Genomic DNA, 17,222 nt, shown 5'->3' on the forward strand with positions numbered 1-17,222 from the left:
GGGCGGCGTGCGGGTCACAGCCCGCGTTCCCGCTTGATGCGGTCCCACGCGGCGTTGATGCGCGCCACCTTCTCACTGGCGCGGGCGATGAAATCCGGCGGTACGCCGCGGGAGACGAGCGTATCGGGATGATTCTCCCGCATCAGGCGCTTCCAGGCCGCGCGCAGCTGCTCCCCGGTGGCGGAGCGGGACACGCCGAGCTCCAGGTACGGGTCGTTCTCCTCGACCGGGACGGAGCGCTGCTGCTGCGCCCGCTCGCCGCCGGCGCGTTCCCATGCCCGCTGGTCCAGGCCGAAGCGGCGGTGCACGCGGCGCAGGTACTCCTGCTCCCGCATGTTCAGCGGGCCGTCGGCGCGGGCGATGGCGAACAGCGAGCTCAGCACCTGCTCCAGCATCACGTGGTTGTCGTTGAAGGCCTCGCCGAGCTGGGCGGCGAACGGCTCAAACGATTCAGGGCTGTCGCGGGCCTGGTCGAACAGCCGGCCGATGCCGCGCGCCGAGGCGGGCGGGATGCGGAAATGCCGTTTGAACGCGTCGATTTCCAGCCGCGTCACCGGCCCGTCGACCTTGCACAGCTTGGCGGCCAGCACGGTGACGGTGATGGCGAAGACCTCATCCCGCCGTCCCAGCATGCCGGCGAAGCGCGCCGGATTGAGCGTCGACGTGAAGTCGAACGAGCGGCGGGCGCCCGTGGACACCGAGCCGGTGTCGGCCGCATGCCCGAGTGCGGCGCCGATGACCGCGCCATACGGACCGCCGACAAAAAAACCCGCGGTGCCGCCGATGATCTTACCCCAGAAACTCATCCGCTGCCGTTACCATGCCGGACCCTGCCGGAGCAAAGCACGAACGGTGGAAAAGCGACAGGGTTTCAGTGCCGCAGCAGCGCCGGGTCCTGCAACCGCGTGTCCTGGCCGCGCACCGGATCGGCGATCGCCGCCTCCAGGCTCTGCGCGCCTTTCCATTCGTGCGCCGGGCGGGCCTGCTCGCCGGGGACGATCTGGTCGATTCCCCAGTAGATTTCCAGCCGGTGGCCGTCGGGGTCGCGGAACTCCACCGCGATCTGCACGCCGGCGCGGCGGCGGCCGTCGAAGTCGATTGGCACGGCGTGGGCGCGCAGGTGCGCCCGGGCGCGGACCACGTCGTCCAGAGTCGGGACCTCGAACGCCATGTGGTGCATGCCGCCGCCGGCGGGATTGGCCTCGGTCGCCTGGAACAGGGCGATGCCGTGGTGGTCGTTGTTGCAGCGCAGGAACACGGCGCCGCCGGGCATCATGTCCTGATTGTAGATGTCGGAAACCTGGAAGCCGAGGATGTCAGTGTAGAAGCGCATCGAACGTTCGATGTCGCGGACATACAGGGCGACATGGCCGATCTTTCCGATCTGAAAAGGAACTCCTGTGGCTGTCATGGTGATTTTCCTCCCGTTGCGCCCTTATATCATGGGTTCTAGCCTACGGTTGGCAGTGACGGAGGGGTGATGATGGACGCCATGACGCAACGCCGGGTCAATGCCGGGGAGCGGGAGCGGCTGCGCATCCGGGACGGCGCCTTCACCGGGCCGACCGCCGGGCTGGCGCCGGGGCATGTGCAGGCGAACCTGGCGATCCTGCCGCGGGCGCTGGCGCACGACTTCCTGCGCTTCGCCCAGGCCAATCCGAAGCCGTGCCCGGTGCTGGCGGTGTCGGAGCCGGGCGATCCGCGGCTGCCGACCCTGGGCGCGGACCTGGATATCCGCACCGACGTGCCGCGCTACCGCGTGTGGCGCAACGGCGAGTTGGTGGCGGAGCCGACGGATCTGCGCGACGTTTGGCGCGATGACCTGGTGACCTTCGCCATCGGCTGCTCGTTTTCCTTTGAAGAGGCACTGATCGACGACGGCATCGAGATCCGCCACATCACCGTCGGCTCCAACGTGCCGATGTACCGGACCAATATTCCCTGCGTGCCGGCGGGCGTGTTCAGCGGGCCGCTGGTGGTGTCGATGCGGCCGATGAAGCCGGCGGATGCGATCCGAGCGGTGCAGATTACGTCACGGTTCCCGTCGGTGCACGGCGCGCCGGTGCACCTGGGGTTCCCGGCCTCAATCGGCATTGCCGACATCGGCAAGCCCGATTACGGCGATCCGGTGCCTATCGGGCCGGAGGAGATGCCGGTGTTCTGGGCGTGTGGGGTGACGCCGCAAGCGGTGGTGGCGCAGGTGCGACCGGAATTCTGCATCACCCACGCGCCCGGCAGCATGCTGGTCACCGACCTGCGGAATACCACGCTGTCGGCGCTTTAGGCGCATTGGGCGGCACCCCGTGCGTATCAGGACAGGCCGGCTGGCGGAGCAAGGTCGTATTATCCCCATCGTCATGGCCGGGCGTGCCCCCAAGGCTAACAGGATAATGGGGCAGGCGGAGCGAGGTCGTCCCTCTATCGTCATGGCCGGGCGTGTCCCTACGCAATGCACACATCCTGGAAACGAGTCGGAAATGACCGTAAAATCAAGTGCTTGCCTGGGCGCCAAGAGCGTTCCCCCATCGTCATGGCCCGGCTTGTCCGGGCCACCTATTCCAGCACTTGTGCCGCGACAGGTGGCCCGGACAAGCCGGGCCATGACGAAAGGGAAACGCAGCGGCGGACCGTTTCCGAGATGTGTGCATCCCGTAGGGCGTGTCCCGGCCATCCGCGCTTCGGCGGCGGGGGGTGGATGGCCGGGACACGCCTGGCCATGACGGAGAGAGAACGGTCGCGGCCGCTGGATCCTTTTCCGGGCTCGCCTCATGCGCATGGGCCGGCATCCGGCACGCGGACGCGGATCGACCGGATCGAGGCGGTGATCCACCGCGATGTCGGCCGCGGCATGGCGCCCGTGTTCCAGGCGGCACGCGGCGGACTGTGGCGGGCGGCCCGCGCGCTGGCGGCGGCGGAGGCGCCGCGCATCGGCCTGATCACCGGGTTCTTCGTCCCCGGCGGCGACCCGCCCGCGGCCGAGACGGATGGTCCGGCCGGCGCCGCGCTGCTGGTCCGCGGCTTCGCCGGCGCCGGGGTGCGCTGCCGCCTGGCCACGGATGCGGCGTGCGAGTCCGCCTGCCGCGTGGCGCTGGACCAGGCGGGCGCCGAGGCGACGCCGATTGACGCGGTGGCGCCGGAGGAACCGGTGGACGCGGTGATCGAGCGCTGGCGGCAGGACGGCATCGACTGGGTGATCGCCATCGAGCGCTGCGGGCCGGGCGCCGACGGCCGGCCGCGGAACATGCGCGGTACCGACATCTCTGCCCATACCGCGCCACTGGACCGCCTGTTCAGCGCCGCTCTCTGGCAGACGATTGCCATCGGCGACGGCGGCAACGAGCTTGGCATGGGCAGCGTGCCGCGGCCGGTGATCGCGGACAACGTGCCGGTGGGGGAGGCCATCGGCTGCGTCGTGCCGGCGGATCATTTGATCGCGGCGGGGGTGTCGCACTGGGGCGCCTACGCCGTGCTGGCGGCGCTGGCGCTGCTGCGGCCGGACTGGGCGGCGGCGATGCTCGCGGGCCTGGACCCGGACCTGGACAGCGCGGTGATCGACGCGATGGTGCGGGACGGGCCGGTGGTCGATGGCGTGACGCTGCGGCGGGAGCAGACGATCGATGCGATGGACATGGCGGTGCATCGGGAGGTCATGGCGGCGGTGCGCAGCGTGTGCGTCTCGCCGAACAATCGCTGAGGGAAAGAACATCGCGTGGGAAAACGATTGCTGATATGGCTGGCCGGCATCACCGCGCTGCTCGTCGGCGTCGGCGTCGGCGTCGGCGTCGGCGTCGCCGCGCCGCGGCACCCGGCATCCACCGCCGATCGGCAGGGTGCCGTGTGCAGGCCGGGCCAGACGGACGATACGCTGCGACCACTGCCGCCGGCGCTGGTGCTGCGGGCGCGGGCGGTGTTCGGGCTGGCCATGCCGGATGACCTCATCCGGAGAGCCACGGTGTATCGCTGCCTGGACGGTCGGACGCTGCTGTGCACCGCGGGCGCCAACCTGGTCTGCGGCAAGGCCAATACGCGGCGGGATCTGCCGGGCGTGGCAGCGTGGTGTCGCGACCACCGTGATGTGGACAGCGTGCCGATGTTCGTCACCGGCCACGATACTGCCTATCGCTGGCGGTGCGCGGACGGCGCGCCGTTGATCGTGGCGACCGAAGCGGTGGATGCGCGCGGTTTTCTGTCACGCAACTGGAAGGATGGGGACGGACGGCCTGATTGACCAAGCGCGTGCCCGGCCCGCGGGGCGGGAATGGTCCGGAGGCTCTGCCGGGCGGATGGCCAGCAAGTGGCCTCACATCGTGTCTGCAAACGGCTGAAATTCTGGTTTCGAGTTTCCGTCTCGACGTCGTGAGGGGACGAGGCTTGGCAGGCTTCCGTATACAAGCGGCGTAAGACGTAATCTTATTATGGTTTTCTTTCAAAAGCCAGGTTAAGATAGCCTTCAATGCTCCCTTGTGGAGGTTTGCTTGAAGCGGGCTGATCTATCCCCCGCGGTGCAGCAATTGCTCCGACGACTACCGGAGCCCTATGCCAACCAGACGGTGCGACGCCGGCGCCGCCCCCGTTGGAGCCACCTTCCATCCTCGCCGTGGCAGATCGTCATGCGAGCGCCATGGCGGCGCTGGTCCGGATCGAGACCATTGTCGCCGAAATGCGTGATCCCTGGCTCGTCAGCCGCGTGCTGCCCAGGCGGGAAGCGGTCAGCAGCGCCGCGATCGAGGGCACCAACACCATGCTTGACGAACTCCTTGCGGTCGAGGAAGGGGCGGAGGGGGACGACGACGAACGCCGCCAGGCTGCCGTGCAGGTGAGGAACTATGCCCTCGGCCTTGAGGCGCTTCTGCCGGAAGCAAAGCGGCAGGGGCCGGTTGTCTTCACCCTTGACCTCATCCGCGCCCTGCACCGCGTCGTCATGGGAGGCGACAGCACGTACCAGGATTCCCCGGGGGTTGTTTCGAAGTCGTGTGGTCTCGATCGGCGGCGGGGGGAATATTGCCTATTCCACCTACGATCCCGCGCCGCCTGTGGACGTCGCGGCCTGCCTCCAGGACACGATCGCCTACATGCGTGGCGATGGATACGAGGCTGTTCATTCGAGCATTCTCATGCGCATGGCCGTGGCGCATGCACATTTCGAAGCCGCGCACCCCTTCAGGGACGGCAATGGCCGCGCGGGGCGCCTGCTGCTGCTGCTGCTGATGATGGCCGCGGAGGGGCATGTCCCGCTCTATCTTTCCCCATATATCAAGGCGAACAAGACCGCCTGCCATGCAGCCCTGAAGGCTGCGCAGCAGAGGCTTGACTGGCAGACGATGACGGGCTTCTTCGCGGATGCCCTCGTCGGCACGGTCGATGAGCTTCCGGCAAGCCGCCGCGCGCTCCAGGAACTGGGGGAAAGCTGGTCGGCGCGCCGCCGGTTCCGGGCCGGTTCGGCGTCGCTTCGTGCGCTGCCCCTGCTGCTGGACTACCCGGTGATCACGATCGGCCGCTTGGCGTCGGAACTTTCAGTCAGCTGGGCGCAGGCCTCGGCGGCGGTCGCGCAACTCGTCGCTGCAGGCATCTTACGGGAACGCACCGGCTACCGCCGGAACAGGCTGTTCGCGGCGAGCGAGGTTCTGGCGCTGATCAACCGCCCGTTCAGCGTGGAACCCATTGTCGGGGACGACGATGGCGGCGCGGGCTCCAGGGGCGGGGTATCGGGGAGCCAGGGCTGACGCGGCGGAACACGCGGCCGTGTCGGCGTATGGCGTCGGCCATAGCAGGATCAGGCCGAGGTGCGCATCGCGCGGCAATCATTGCTGCGCCTCTGGATCGATCTTCTGTAGTTTCGTCAGGTCGAGAGCCAGCGTCGGGGTGCCCACGGGTAGCCGGGTAAATCCGTGATAAAGATAGTAAGCTTCGGCTGCCGCCGACAGGGCGTGGACAATCACCAGCCGCGCAGCGACCTGACTGGACGCGAGAGCCGATCGGCGTATGACCTCGGCGAGGAGCGCCTGGCCCAGTCCTTTGCCTTGCCACGCCCTGTCAATCGCAAGTCTCCCGAACACGACGGCCGGAATCTGCCGCGGCATATTCCGCCGCACCGGGGCCGTGACCTCCGCCGCGAGGATTTGTCCCATGCTCAGAGCGAAGTAACCGGCGACCCGGTGCGAGCCGGCCTGGCAGACGACATAGGTGCGACTGGCGCCCAGTTGCATGTTTTCCCAGGTGCGCTGCCGCAGCCAGTCGTCGAGAACCGGTTCGCCGGACTCGAACTGCGACCGGTCGTGGGCTTCCGTCAACAGAACGGGCGGCGCGAAGGCTGGCGCCGGTTCAGCCACGTTGCCAGGGTAATGACGCGCCAAGAAGGCGTTTCATGCTGGCTTCCTCGGCCGGCGTTGCCTCGGCGTCCATCCAGTCCATGATCTTGCGGAAGGCTTCGGCGTTGGCATGGATCGTGGTCTGGTCGAGCAGGATGTTCCTGGCTTCCTTGAGAGCCAATGACAGCATGAACTGCGACCTGTTGGCACCAACCAGTTCCGCTGCCTGATCGGCCAGGGTTCGGTCCTGTGCGCGAGCACGCAGGTGGAGGTTCACTTCGGCGGTCGCGAGAGGATTGTTCATCCGCAAAGCTTGTTGGTTTGTGTGGACATTGCCAACATAAATGAGCGGCTGCTGGGATACGCCCTCGTATGATCCTCCCTGCTTGGCGAGCTGAGGCGGAGGGATTGTACCGTCAGAACCAGCGAAAGGTGACCGGCGGCAAGCGGGTCGTTTGTTCGAACTTGTGACGACGACCGGGTTGTGCATGTGTTGGCACCCAAAGGATCAGCACTCACCCACTACGGCATTGCCGTTGACACTACTGCGGCGCTGCCGTATTTAAGATTCGGTGGAAACACCCCGGCGGGTGTGGGACCTGGCGGATATTGAGAGGAAAAAATATGCATTTACAACCTGACTACCGACCAGGGACAGGTCCATGCACTCTATCGTTGAAACGCCTGACTATCTCCATGACTGTAAAGCCGCTGGGATAACCGAGACGGAGCGGGCGGAAATCGTCTTGTCTCTGGCGGCTAATCCGCTGGCCGGAGTGCTGATTCCGGGAACTGACGGCGCGCGCAAGGTGCGGTTTGCTGGCCGTGGCAAAGGTAAGAGCGGCGGATATCGGGTCATAACCTATTATGGCGGCGATGATATTCCTTTGTTTCTGCTGAACGTATTCGCCAAGGGCGACAAGATCAATTTGACGAAGGCCGAGCGCAATCAGCTTCGCGAGATGCTGGCGGGGTTGGCCGACGATTATCGACAAGGAGGGCGACGGCATGTCGGAAGCGGGTAGTCGAATTCTTCGGAGCGTCGAGCGCGCAAGGGCCTACGCTCGCGGCGAGGCGACCGATGGATTTGTTGCTCATGTGCCTGCCGGTGTGGACGTCAAGTCAATCCGCACCAAGCTGGGCTTGAGCCAGGATAGCTTTGCGCTACGGTTCGGCTTCAGCCCGGCAGCGGTGCGGGATTGGGAGCAGCACCGCCGCCAGCCTGAGCAAGCGGCTCGGGTGCTGTTGCTGGTCATCGACCGCCATCCCGAGGTTGTCCACGAGACGCTGGAAGCGGCGCTGCGCGATGCCGGCACTTCTGTCAGTCCATAGGACCAGCCGCCACGATCGTGCCGACCTACCCTCCCACCTGGAACGGCCGCCCCAGCATCGCCGGCCGGTGCAGCCGGATTCGCCGCGCATCCCGCGAAATCAGCACCAGCACCACCACCGTCCCGACATACGGCAGCGCCGACAGCAGCGCCGAGGGCACCGCCACGCCCAGCGCCTGCACATACAGCGACAGATACATCAGCGCGCCGAAGAACCACGCGCCAACCAGGAGCCACACCGGCCGCCAGGCCGAGAACGTCACCAGCGCCACCGCCACCCAGCCGCGTCCCGCCGTCATGTCCTGCGCCCACATCGGCGTATAGGCCAGCGACATGTACGCCCCCGCCAGCCCCGCCAGCGCGCCGCCGAACGCCACCGCGCCGTAGCGGATCGCCACCACCGGATAGCCCAGCGCATGCGCGGCCTCGTGCGAGTCGCCGACCGCCCGCATGACCAACCCCAGATGCGTCCACCGGATGCACCACGCCACCGCCGCCAGCAGCGCCAGCGCCAGGTACACCAGCGCATCGTGCCCGAACAGCACCGGCCCCAGCACCGGCAAATCCGACAGCCCCGGGACATGCAGCTTCGGCAGCGTCGGCGCCGGGATGCCGACATAGCCCGCGCCCAGCAGCGCGCTGAAGCCGCGGCCGAAGATCGTCAGCGCCAGTCCGGTCGCCGTCTGGTTCGTCTGCAAGGTCAGGCAGATCACCGCGAACAGCAGCGACAGCGCCACCCCCGCCGCCAGCGCCGCCAGCACGCCCACCGACGCCAGCCCCGTCCCGTGTGCGGCGGCAAAGCCGGCGATGGCGCCGCCCAGCATCATGCCCTCGACGCCCAGGTTCAGCACGCCGGTTTTCTCCACCACCAGTTCCCCGGTCGCCGCCAGCAGCAGCGGCGTGGCGGCGGCGATGGTGCTGACCAGGAAGGCGACCAGCAGCGTCGTCATCGCGCCGCCCTCGTGCCGCCGGAGACCCACCGCACCCGGTTCAGCAGCAGCATGTCGCAGCCCAGCAGGAAGAACAGCAGGATGCCCTGGAAGATGCCGGTCACCGCGTTCGGCAGCCCCAGGCTGATCTGCGCCGCGTCGCCGCCCAGGTAGGTCAGCGCCAGCAGCAGCCCCGCCGGGATCACCCCCAGCGGGTTCAGCCGTCCGAGGAACGCGACGATGATCGCGGTGAAGCCGTACCCCGGCGAGAGGTTGGGCGTCAGTTGCCCGACCGTGCCGGTCGCCTCCAGCACCCCCGCCAGCCCCGCCAGCCCGCCGCTGATCAGCATCGCCACCCAGACCAGGCGGCTCTCGCGGAACCCGGCGAACCGCGCCGCCCGCGCCGCCTGGCCCAGGACGCGGAACTGGAACCCGAGCAGCGACCGCTCCAGCATCAGCCACAGCGCAACGGCCACCAACGGCGCCAGCACGACGCCGATATGCAGGTTGCTGTCGGCGACCAGCCGCGGGCCGAGCGTGTTGTCGGCGAACATCGCGGTCTGTGGGAAGCCGTAGCCCTGCGGGTCGCGCCATGGGCCGGTGACCAGGTACACCAGCAGGTACTGGCTGATATAGGCGAACATCAGGCTGGTGAGGATTTCGTTGGCATTGAAACGGATCCGCAGCCACGCCACCAGCCCGCCGTTCAGCATCCCGCCGATGATCCCGGCGAGCACCACGACGGGAAAGATCGCCCAGGCCGGCGCATCGGGAAACGCCAGCGCCATGCCGCCGCCGCAGATCGCGCCCAGGATGAACTGCCCGTCGGCGCCGATGTTCCAGACATTGGCGCGATACGCCAGCGACAGCCCCACCCCCATCATGACCAGCGGCGCCGCCTTCACCGCCAGCGCCTGGAGTCCGTCCTGCTGCAGTAACGGCATGACCAGGAAGGTATAGACCGTCCGCCCCGGCGGCCGTCCCATGGCGGCGAAGATCAGCCCAGAGACAACGCCGGTCAGCACCAGCGCCAGCAGCGGCGAGGCGTAGCGCCAGAATTTCGATTCACAGCCGCGCGGCTCGATCCTAAGCATGGGCGGAGCCCGTGTGGCTGCCTGCCACGGCCGCCGTCCAAACCGCCCGGTGGCTGCATATGCCGTCAGTGCTCTGCCCCGCTGCAGCAGACCGTAGGTCGGTTGGGACACGACTTCGGGTGGGGCGATCTGCCCTCATCGTCACGGCCTTCGACACCGCCAGGCGTGGATGGTGGGCCTGCGCCACCATGACGATACGGCAACGGCTACACGTCCCACCCTGTTTACGATTCGCTCAAGCCAGTTTTCGTCTTGCCCGGGCCACCCCACAAGCCGGTGCCGCAACAAGATCCCACGCCAATCCCCCGGGCAAGTCGCGTGAGGACCATGACGCGACAGGAACAGCGACGGCTCGTTGCGCCTAACCCGCATGCGCCAACGCCCCATGCGCCCCGGCATGCGCAGGCCCGCCGCCCATCAGCCGGCCGATAGACTCCACCGAGGCGGATCGTGCCGGCACCGGTTCGGAAACCCGCCCGCCCGCGATCACCGCGATGCGATCGGCCAGGAGGAAAATCTCGTCCAGGTCCTGGGACAGGATCGTCACCGCAGCCCCCGCCGCCGCCAGTTCCATGATCGCCTCCTGGATCGCCAGCGCCGCGCCGGCGTCCACACCCCATGTCGGCTGGTTGATCACCAGCACGACCGGGTTCTGCAGCACCTCCCGCCCCACCAGGAACTTCTGCAGGTTGCCGCCCGACAGCGACCGCGCCTCGGCTTTCGGGCCAATGGCGCGCACGTCGAACCGCCGGATGATGGTCTCGGCGAAGGCGGAGGTCCGCTTGCGGTCGATCAGCCCGAACCGCACCAGCGCCCCGCGCAGGTAGCCGGACAGGAGCGCATTCTCGGCCAGGCTCATGGTCGTCACCGCGGCATGGCCGTTGCGTTCCTCCGGCACGAAGCAGCCGCGCAGGCGGCGGCGGTCCTGCGGGCCCATGCGCCCCACGGCCACCCCGTCGATCCGCACGCTGTCCGGCCGCCCGGCCAGGATCTCGCCAGACAGCGCATCCATCAGCTCGCCCTGGCCATTCCCGGCGATGCCGGCGATGCCCAGGATCTCGCCGCCGGCGATCGACAGCGACACGTCCTTCAGGTCGGTGCCGAACTGGTGCGGCGAGCGCACCGACAGCCGATCCAGCACCAGCCGCGGCGGCGCACCGGCGGGCAGCGGCGGGCGGGGCGGCGGGGTGCGCAAATCGGCGGCAATCATCAGCTCCGCCAGGTCCTTGACGCTCTTCTCCGCCGGGTTGCACGCCGCCACGTTGCGCCCCAGCCGCATGATCGTCGCGGCTGAGCACAGCGCCCGCACTTCCTCCAGCTTGTGGCTGATATACAGGATCGAGCACCCCTCGCGCGCCAGCCGCCGCAGCGTCACGAACAACGCCTGCACCTCGCCCGGCGTCAGCACCGAGGTCGGCTCGTCCATGATCAGCAGCTTCGGGTTCTGCAGCAGGCAGCGGACGATCTCGATCCGCTGCCGCTCGCCCACCGACAGGTCGTGCACCACGCGGTCGGGATCGAGCGGCAGGCCATAGTCCCGGGACACCGCCACGATCCGCTGTCGCAGGCCAACCCGCTCCCGCGCGCTGCCGAGGCCGAGGGCGAGATTCTCGGCCACCGTCAGCGCCTCGAACAGCGAGAAGTGCTGGAACACCATGCCGATGCCCAGGCGCTGCGCCTGGCCGGGACTGTGGATGGCGACCGTGCGGCCTTCCCAGCGCATCTCGCCGGCGTCGGGCCGGACCACGCCGTAGATCACCTTCACCAGCGTGCTCTTGCCGGCGCCGTTCTCGCCCAGCAGCGCGTGGATCTGGTTGCGCTCCACCGTCAGCGAGACGTGGTCGCAGGCCAGCGTGCCCGGATACCGCTTCGTCATGCCGGTCATCGTCAGCAGCGGCCCAAGGGGCGTTGGCTCCGGCGTTGGTTCGGTCATGGCGGCGCTCACGGCCCCTCCTCGTCATGGCTTGGCTCGTCGGGTCCACCTGTCGCGGCGCATGGGCTTGAACATGTGGTCCGGACGAGCCGGGCCATGACGAGGGCGGCTAGGGTTGCGGCGAATCTTGTCGAGGATCTGTGCATGGAATAGCGCTCAAGGCTTGGGAGAATCCCGCGCTGCCGCAGCATACCGCCGCTCCGTGGTCAGGTCAGCTTGCCCTCGACGCCTTCGACCAGCCACTGCATCGACGACAGGGCCGCGTCATCCATCGTCGCCCCCGCCGGCACCTTCACCGTCCCGCCCTGGTCCTTGATCGGCCCGATGAAGATCCTGCTCTTGCCGGAGGCGATGTCAGCCTCGGTCTCGCTCGCCAGCGCCGCGACCGCGGGCGGCATGTTGGCAAACGGGGCCATCTTCAGCATGCCGGCCTCGAACCCGCCCCAGGTGTTGGTGCTTTTCCAGGTGCCGGCCATGACGTCGCCGATGCGCCTGATGTAGTAGGGTGTCCAGACATCGACGCTGGCTGTCAGTTGCGTGTTCGGTGCGAACTTCGCCATGTCGGTGGCCTGGCCGAACGCCTTGATGCCGCGCCCGGCGGCGGCCTGCAGCGGCGCCGGCGAGTCGGTGTGCTGCGTGATGATGTCGCAGCCCTGGTCGATCAGCGCCTTGGCCGCGTCGCCCTCCTTCGGCGGGTCGTACCAGCCGTTGATCATGATGAATTTCAGCCGTGCCTGCGGGTTGACCGACTGCATGCCCAGCAGGAAGGCATTCATGCCCTGCACCACCTCCGGCACCGGCACCGAGCCGACATAGCCGGCCAGCCCCGCCTTGCTCAGCTTGCCGGCGATCACCCCCTGCACGAAGCGGCCCTGGTAGAAGCGGATGTTGTAGGTCGAGACGTTGGCGGCGCGCTTGTAGCCGGTGGCGTGCTCGTAGAACACGTCCTTGTGCCGGCGGGCGACGGCGATCACGTAGTTCATGTAGCCGAACGACGTCGCGAAGATCAGCTTGTGGCCGGAGGCGGCGAGGTCGTTCATCACCTTCTCGCAGTCCGGCCCTTCCGGCACGCTTTCCACGGCGGTGGTCTTGATCTTGTCGCCATAATGCTCGGCCGCGGCCTGGCGGGCGAGGTCATGCTGGTGGCTCCAGCCGAAATCCCCCACCGGGCCGATATACAGGAAGCCGACCTTCAGCGGCTCCGCGGCGCAGGCCGGGCGGAGCAGGGCGGGGGCCGCGGAGGCAAGGGCGCCGGCGCCGGCGAGGCGGGTGAAGTGACGTCTGAGCATGTGGACTCCGTGGGCCTGATGATCGACTGTAACCCAATCGCGTTGATCGCGCGCCTGCGTGGTGGTGCGAGCGAGGATGCCGGATCGGCTTTCCTCCTCAACGAACCGGCGCGGCGCCGTGTGCAAGTGCCGAGCCAGTGCGTGTGGCCAGGCGTCCGCACAGGCGCCGACAAAGCGCGGGCTCCGCACAGGCGCTGACAAAAGCCTTGGCGAGAAATCACCGATCCGCCGGACTGGGCGCGCCGGAGCGGGGCGCCGGAGCGGGGCGCCGGAGCGGGGGCGCCGGCCCCTCCGCGTCATGGTGGGCGAAGGCCCACCATCCACGCCTTTGCCGCGATCGGCACCGCCAGGCGTGGATGGTCCGCCTTCGCGGACCATGACGGGGAGAGGACGGTGCCCCGCGACCAATTGGCCCAACCCATTGGGCCAACCCATTGGATCGTTCGGGCCTGGCCGAAGTGAATGCGGGCGAAACCGGTGTCCGGCGCCACCAGATATCGGCCAGCCAACCCGGAAGGAGGAATCCTGATGAGCCATCAACCGGCCCCTGCGCTCGACCCGCGCGAACGGCATTTTCGCATTGCCGGCCCGCACCCGGGGTTGGACCTGTTCCTGCGCTTCCTGCCGGCGCATGGTCCCAACGGCCGGCGATCCCCGGTGCTTTATGTGCACGGCGCCACGTTCCCCTCGGCGCTATCGATCGCCCATCGCTTCGACGGCCGTTCCTGGCGCGATGCCCTGTGCGCGGCCGGGTTCGACGTGTGGGGGCTGGATTTCCAGGGCTTCGGGTTCTCCGGCCGCTATCCCGCGATGGAGGTGGCGGCGGACGCGCATCCGCCGCTGTGCGACGCGGCCGACGCCAGCCGGCAGGTCGCCGCGGCAGCGCGGTTCATTCAGGATCGACAAGGGGCAACGCGGGTGTCGCTGATCGCCCATTCCTGGGGCTGCATCGCCGCCGGCCGGTTCGCCGGCGCGTACCCGGAGTTGGTGGACCGCCTGGTCCTGTTCGCCCCGATCTGCCGCCGCCCGCCGCTGCGCGATCTGCCGCCGCCCGGCGGCCCGGCCTGGCGCCTGGTGACCGTGGACGACCAGTGGAAGCGCTTCATCGAGGACGTGCCGGACGGCGAGGCGCCTGTCCTGTCGCCGGATCATTTCGCCGACTGGGGCCAGCGCTACCTGGACAGCGACCCCGGAAGCCGCGGCCGCGACCCGGCGGCGGTTAAGATCCCCGCCGGCCCGACCATCGGGATCGTGCGCGCCTGGCTTGGCGACTATCCCTGGGATCCGGCGCTGGTGCGGGCTCCCGTCGCGATCATCCGCGGCGAATGGGACGGGCTGGTCCCCGATGCCGACGCCGCCTGGCTGTTCCGCGCGCTGCGGCAATCCCCGGTGAAGCGGGATGTGAAACTCGGCCGCGGAACCCACCTGATGCATTTCGAGGACAGCCGCTTTGCCTTGTGGCAGGCGAGCGTCGGCTTCCTGCAGGGCGCCGATGGCGCGCCCTCGGCCTGAAAGCGCTGCGTCCGACACCATTCCGGGAGAAAGCCATGTTCGCCGTGATTTTCGAAGTGCAGCCGAAACCGGACCGGTTCGAGCGGTACCTGGAGATCGCCAGGGTGCTGAAGCCCGAGATCGAGCAGATCGACGGCTTCATCGACAATGAACGCTACGCCAGCCAGCGCTTTCCCGGCCGCGTCCTGTCGCTGTCCACCTGGCGCGACGAGAAATCGCTGATCCGCTGGCGCACGCTGGCGATCCACCACCGGATGCAGGAGCAGGGCCGGTTCGAGGTGTTCGTGCACTACCACCTGCGTGTCGGCGAGATCGCCAGCGATACGCACGTCCCCGCCGGCCACACGCTGGCGCAGCAGCGTTTCGATGAAACGGAAACCGGCGCGGCGAAATGGGCCAGTATCACCGAGGTGTCGCCGCCCGCCGCCGCAGCGCCGGCCGGCAGGAGCCTGGCGACCGAGCTGGGGTTGCCGGAAAGCGGCGATCTGGCGGAGCAGGACAGTTTCGAAAGCATCTACAATCCGGGCAAGACCCTGCTGCTGGCGTCCTGGCGCGACGCCACGGCCGCCGATGGCTGGACGCCGCGGGCGGTGGCTTCCGGCACGCTGCGCCACCGCCGCGTGCGCATCATCCGCGACTACGGCATGGCCGATCGGCGGGAGGCGCCGCAGTATTATCCGCCGGTGAAGGAGGATGCCGGGCATGGTTGATATGGCATAGGGATGATCATCCGGTCTATTGCTCACAAGAAACTGGCGGCCATGGCGGCGGCTTGATCCATACAGCCGCCGTGTCACGCTCCATGGCGCAGCGCGCCGTATCTCAAACCGCGTATTTGGTCCCCTTGAGCAGCCTGTCTGCGCCGACTTCCTGGAAGGTCGTGCGCGGCTTGTAATTCCACTCTTCCCGCAGCCCGTTTTCGGTCAGATTGTCGTTGGCCCACGGACCAAGTCCGATGGTGCGCGCCTCCTCAATAGCGACGTCGTCGCGAATGCCGGCACCATAGTTGTCCGTTCCCTGCAGCGTGTGCAGGGCATGGGCGAGTTCGTGACCCAGGATGATGAAGGGCGGGATACCATTGAGCTGGTCCGGGTCCGCACTCTCGTTTGTCCGGGGCAGCGGAGACCAACGCACGACCTTGGTCGCGCCATCCCATCCGCTGCCATTCTGACCATCGAATCCCGACGCCGCCTCGATCGTGATCGAGCTTTTCAGTTTCGAGAGCCACAGGACAATCTCCTTCAGCAGGGCCTTTCCCCTGGGCTTGGAGTTGAGCTTCAAAATCGCTGCGCGGGCCTGATCAATGAAGCTCATCTCGCCGCTGAGAAGAACGCCCGGAAAATCCATGAAGCTCGATATACCGTTGCTCATTGTCTCTACTTCCGAAATTGCCTCCGTTCCGCCACCATGGCGGCTATCGAGGCGTGGCGAGCATGTGCTGGCCTGGCGTGGAAACTGCCACAACGATCCCACGTCGCGTGTGCCCCACGTCACCCGGCCGCGGTTGAATCTGCTCCGCGGCCAGTAGCCGCCGTGAAGCGTTCGACGGCCGCCTCGGCATCCTGTTTCGCGCTGCGCCGCCGCGTGGATCTGCCGCAAGCAGATCCGCCGGCAGCGAAAACGAGATGTGCGGCAGAGACGACCACCCGGGTTGCCCGTCGCCCGCAGCCGCGGGGCGATTGGTCAGTGCCCCGTCTCGCGCGGCTGGCGGCGGCGTCGCCCGCACATGGCAAATCCGCCCGCCGCCGGCCTGATCCTCCCGCGCCGTCCTGCTGAGGTCCGTCGTGGCCGAAAGCGCGGACTCAGGCTGCCCGCATGGATCGTTTCACCCCGTCCCGAACAGCGAAGAGCCTCACTCCAGCAAACTCGCATGTCGGTTGGGGCACACGGTCATGCCGCCTCCTCCGTCATGGCCCGGCCTGTCCCTACGCAATGCACACATCCTGGAAACGAGTCGGAAATGACCGTAAAATCAAGTGCTTGCCTGGGCTCCGAGAGCGTTCCCCCATCGTCATGGCCCGGCTTGTCCGGGCCACCTATTCCAGCACTTGTGCCGCGACAGGTGGCCCGGACAAGCCGGGCCATGACGAAAGGGAAACGCCGCGGCGGACCGTTTCCGAGATGTTTGCATGCGGTAGGGCTCGTCCGGGCCACCTGTTCAAGCACGTGTGCCGCGAGAGATGGCCCGGACAGGCCGGGCCATGACGGGGAGGGGCGCAGATCGAGTCCCAACCTGACTGCGGTGTGCTGTAGGATGCCGGGACGCCAACCCCTGTCTGTTCCGGCCTCGATCTATTCGATCACCCCCTCCCGCCGCAGCGCCCGCACTGTCGTCCGCAGCGCGTCGGCCGTGGCCGCCAGTTCCTCCTCCCCATGCGTCGCCGAGATCCACCCCGACAGCGCGGAATTCACGTCCACCCCGTTCACCAGCAGCCCCATCCGAACCGGCCCGCTGATGTCCACCCCACGCTTGTTCAGCATCCGCGGAATGAACGCCGCCGCGTCGAACCGGCCGGGCACGATGTCGGCGCCCTCGGGGTTGGTGTAGATATGCAGGCTGGAATACGTGCCGTGCACGGCCCAGGCCACGCCCTCCTCCGCCAGCACTTCGTTCATCCGCGCCCGCACTGCGTCGCCGAACGCGTTCGCACGGGCGCAGGCATCGGTCGAGCCGACAATCTCCAGCGTCGCAATGCCCGCCGCCGCCGACAGCGGATTGGCGTTGAACGTGCCGTTGTGCGCGATCTTCTCCAGGCCCGCCGCCTTGGCGACCTTGAAGTCGAGCCAGTCCAGGATGTCCTTGCGCCCGACCACCGCCCCGCCCGG

At 67.8% G+C, this 17,222-nt stretch carries 17 protein-coding genes and 2 pseudogenes; 9 read left to right on the top strand and 10 right to left on the bottom strand.

Annotated features, from left to right (window positions below; translation table 11 throughout):
- Positions 1–14: 14 nt before the first annotated feature.
- The gene (locus CCS01_RS24040; RefSeq protein WP_104521297.1) at positions 15–806 is read right to left on the bottom strand and encodes a TerB family tellurite resistance protein; all 792 of its coding nucleotides are present in this window, start codon (positions 804–806) and stop codon (positions 15–17) included.
- A gap of 65 nt (positions 807–871) precedes the next feature.
- Complete coding sequence (locus CCS01_RS24045; protein WP_104521298.1) at positions 872–1,411, bottom strand: VOC family protein; 540 nt, start codon at positions 1,409–1,411, stop codon at positions 872–874.
- 81 nt (positions 1,412–1,492) lie between these two features.
- Here CCS01_RS24045 and CCS01_RS24050 point away from each other — a divergent pair, with 81 nt between their 5' ends.
- From CCS01_RS24050 to CCS01_RS35460, 5 genes and pseudogenes are all read left to right on the top strand, one after another.
- A complete protein-coding gene (locus CCS01_RS24050; protein WP_104521315.1) occupies positions 1,493–2,284 on the top strand; it encodes a putative hydro-lyase in 792 nt (263 codons plus the stop codon).
- Between the two features lie 432 nt (positions 2,285–2,716).
- On the top strand, positions 2,717–3,694 hold the full coding sequence (locus CCS01_RS24055) for a glutamate cyclase domain-containing protein (protein ID WP_158258571.1): 978 nt from the start codon (positions 2,717–2,719) through the stop codon (positions 3,692–3,694).
- Positions 3,695–3,721: 27 nt separating this feature from the next.
- The gene (locus CCS01_RS24060) at positions 3,722–4,228 is read left to right on the top strand and encodes a hypothetical protein (RefSeq protein WP_104521300.1); all 507 of its coding nucleotides are present in this window, start codon (positions 3,722–3,724) and stop codon (positions 4,226–4,228) included.
- Between the two features lie 432 nt (positions 4,229–4,660).
- Positions 4,661–4,774: pseudogene (locus CCS01_RS35455) on the top strand (Fic/DOC family N-terminal domain-containing protein); the annotation flags it as partial.
- 199 nt (positions 4,775–4,973) lie between these two features.
- Positions 4,974–5,723, top strand: a complete 750-nt coding sequence (locus CCS01_RS35460; RefSeq protein WP_239992372.1) for a Fic family protein — start codon at positions 4,974–4,976, stop codon at positions 5,721–5,723.
- A gap of 78 nt (positions 5,724–5,801) precedes the next feature.
- On the opposite strand, the gene CCS01_RS24070 is transcribed toward CCS01_RS35460, so the two are convergent.
- Positions 5,802–6,353: a GNAT family N-acetyltransferase gene (locus CCS01_RS24070; RefSeq protein ID WP_204848416.1), complete on the bottom strand. Its 552-nt coding sequence runs from the start codon at positions 6,351–6,353 to the stop codon at positions 5,802–5,804.
- Entirely contained in the window at positions 6,322–6,612 is a 291-nt protein-coding gene (locus CCS01_RS24075; protein WP_104521301.1) for a type II toxin-antitoxin system TacA family antitoxin, read from the bottom strand. Before CCS01_RS24075 ends, CCS01_RS24070 begins: the two co-directional genes overlap by 32 nt.
- A gap of 358 nt (positions 6,613–6,970) precedes the next feature.
- Here CCS01_RS24075 and CCS01_RS24080 point away from each other — a divergent pair, with 358 nt between their 5' ends.
- Both CCS01_RS24080 and CCS01_RS24085 read left to right on the top strand, forming a co-directional pair.
- Complete coding sequence (locus CCS01_RS24080; protein WP_104521302.1) at positions 6,971–7,333, top strand: type II toxin-antitoxin system RelE/ParE family toxin; 363 nt, start codon at positions 6,971–6,973, stop codon at positions 7,331–7,333.
- Positions 7,317–7,640, top strand: coding sequence for a helix-turn-helix domain-containing protein (locus tag CCS01_RS24085; RefSeq protein ID WP_104521303.1), 324 nt, complete (start codon positions 7,317–7,319; stop codon positions 7,638–7,640). Before CCS01_RS24080 ends, CCS01_RS24085 begins: the two co-directional genes overlap by 17 nt.
- A 25-nt stretch (positions 7,641–7,665) precedes the next feature.
- Here CCS01_RS24085 and CCS01_RS24090 read toward each other — a convergent pair whose 3' ends face one another.
- The 4 genes from CCS01_RS24090 to CCS01_RS24105 all read right to left on the bottom strand — a co-directional run bounded on the left by CCS01_RS24090 (position 7,666) and on the right by CCS01_RS24105 (position 12,884).
- A complete protein-coding gene (locus tag CCS01_RS24090; RefSeq protein WP_193540165.1) occupies positions 7,666–8,589 on the bottom strand; it encodes an ABC transporter permease in 924 nt (307 codons plus the stop codon).
- Positions 8,586–9,662 carry an ABC transporter permease gene (locus CCS01_RS24095; RefSeq protein WP_104521304.1) on the bottom strand — a complete coding sequence of 359 codons (1,077 nt, stop codon included), beginning with the start codon at positions 9,660–9,662 and terminating at the stop codon, positions 8,586–8,588. The genes CCS01_RS24090 and CCS01_RS24095 overlap by 4 nt, the downstream gene beginning before the upstream one ends.
- Before the next feature lie 361 nt (positions 9,663–10,023).
- Positions 10,024–11,595, bottom strand: a complete 1,572-nt coding sequence (locus CCS01_RS24100; RefSeq protein ID WP_104521318.1) for an ABC transporter ATP-binding protein — start codon at positions 11,593–11,595, stop codon at positions 10,024–10,026.
- Between the two features lie 206 nt (positions 11,596–11,801).
- Complete coding sequence (locus CCS01_RS24105; RefSeq protein ID WP_104521305.1) at positions 11,802–12,884, bottom strand: BMP family ABC transporter substrate-binding protein; 1,083 nt, start codon at positions 12,882–12,884, stop codon at positions 11,802–11,804.
- A 528-nt stretch (positions 12,885–13,412) separates the two neighbouring features.
- On the opposite strand from CCS01_RS24105, the gene CCS01_RS24110 reads away from it, so the two are divergent.
- Entirely contained in the window at positions 13,413–14,396 is a 984-nt protein-coding gene (locus CCS01_RS24110) for an alpha/beta hydrolase (protein WP_158258572.1), read from the top strand.
- Between the two features lie 35 nt (positions 14,397–14,431).
- Positions 14,432–15,106: an antibiotic biosynthesis monooxygenase family protein gene (locus tag CCS01_RS24115; RefSeq protein WP_104521307.1), complete on the top strand. Its 675-nt coding sequence runs from the start codon at positions 14,432–14,434 to the stop codon at positions 15,104–15,106.
- A gap of 112 nt (positions 15,107–15,218) precedes the next feature.
- Here the strand turns inward: CCS01_RS24115 and CCS01_RS24120 are convergent, their stop codons facing one another.
- Positions 15,219–15,767, bottom strand: coding sequence for a M91 family zinc metallopeptidase (locus CCS01_RS24120; RefSeq protein WP_104521308.1), 549 nt, complete (start codon positions 15,765–15,767; stop codon positions 15,219–15,221).
- A 921-nt stretch (positions 15,768–16,688) separates the two neighbouring features.
- A pseudogene (locus tag CCS01_RS24125) lies at positions 16,689–17,222 on the bottom strand (aspartate aminotransferase family protein); the annotation flags it as partial.

This window comes from Rhodopila globiformis (assembly GCF_002937115.1).
GTDB classification, from domain to species: Bacteria; Pseudomonadota; Alphaproteobacteria; order Acetobacterales; family Acetobacteraceae; genus Rhodopila; species Rhodopila globiformis.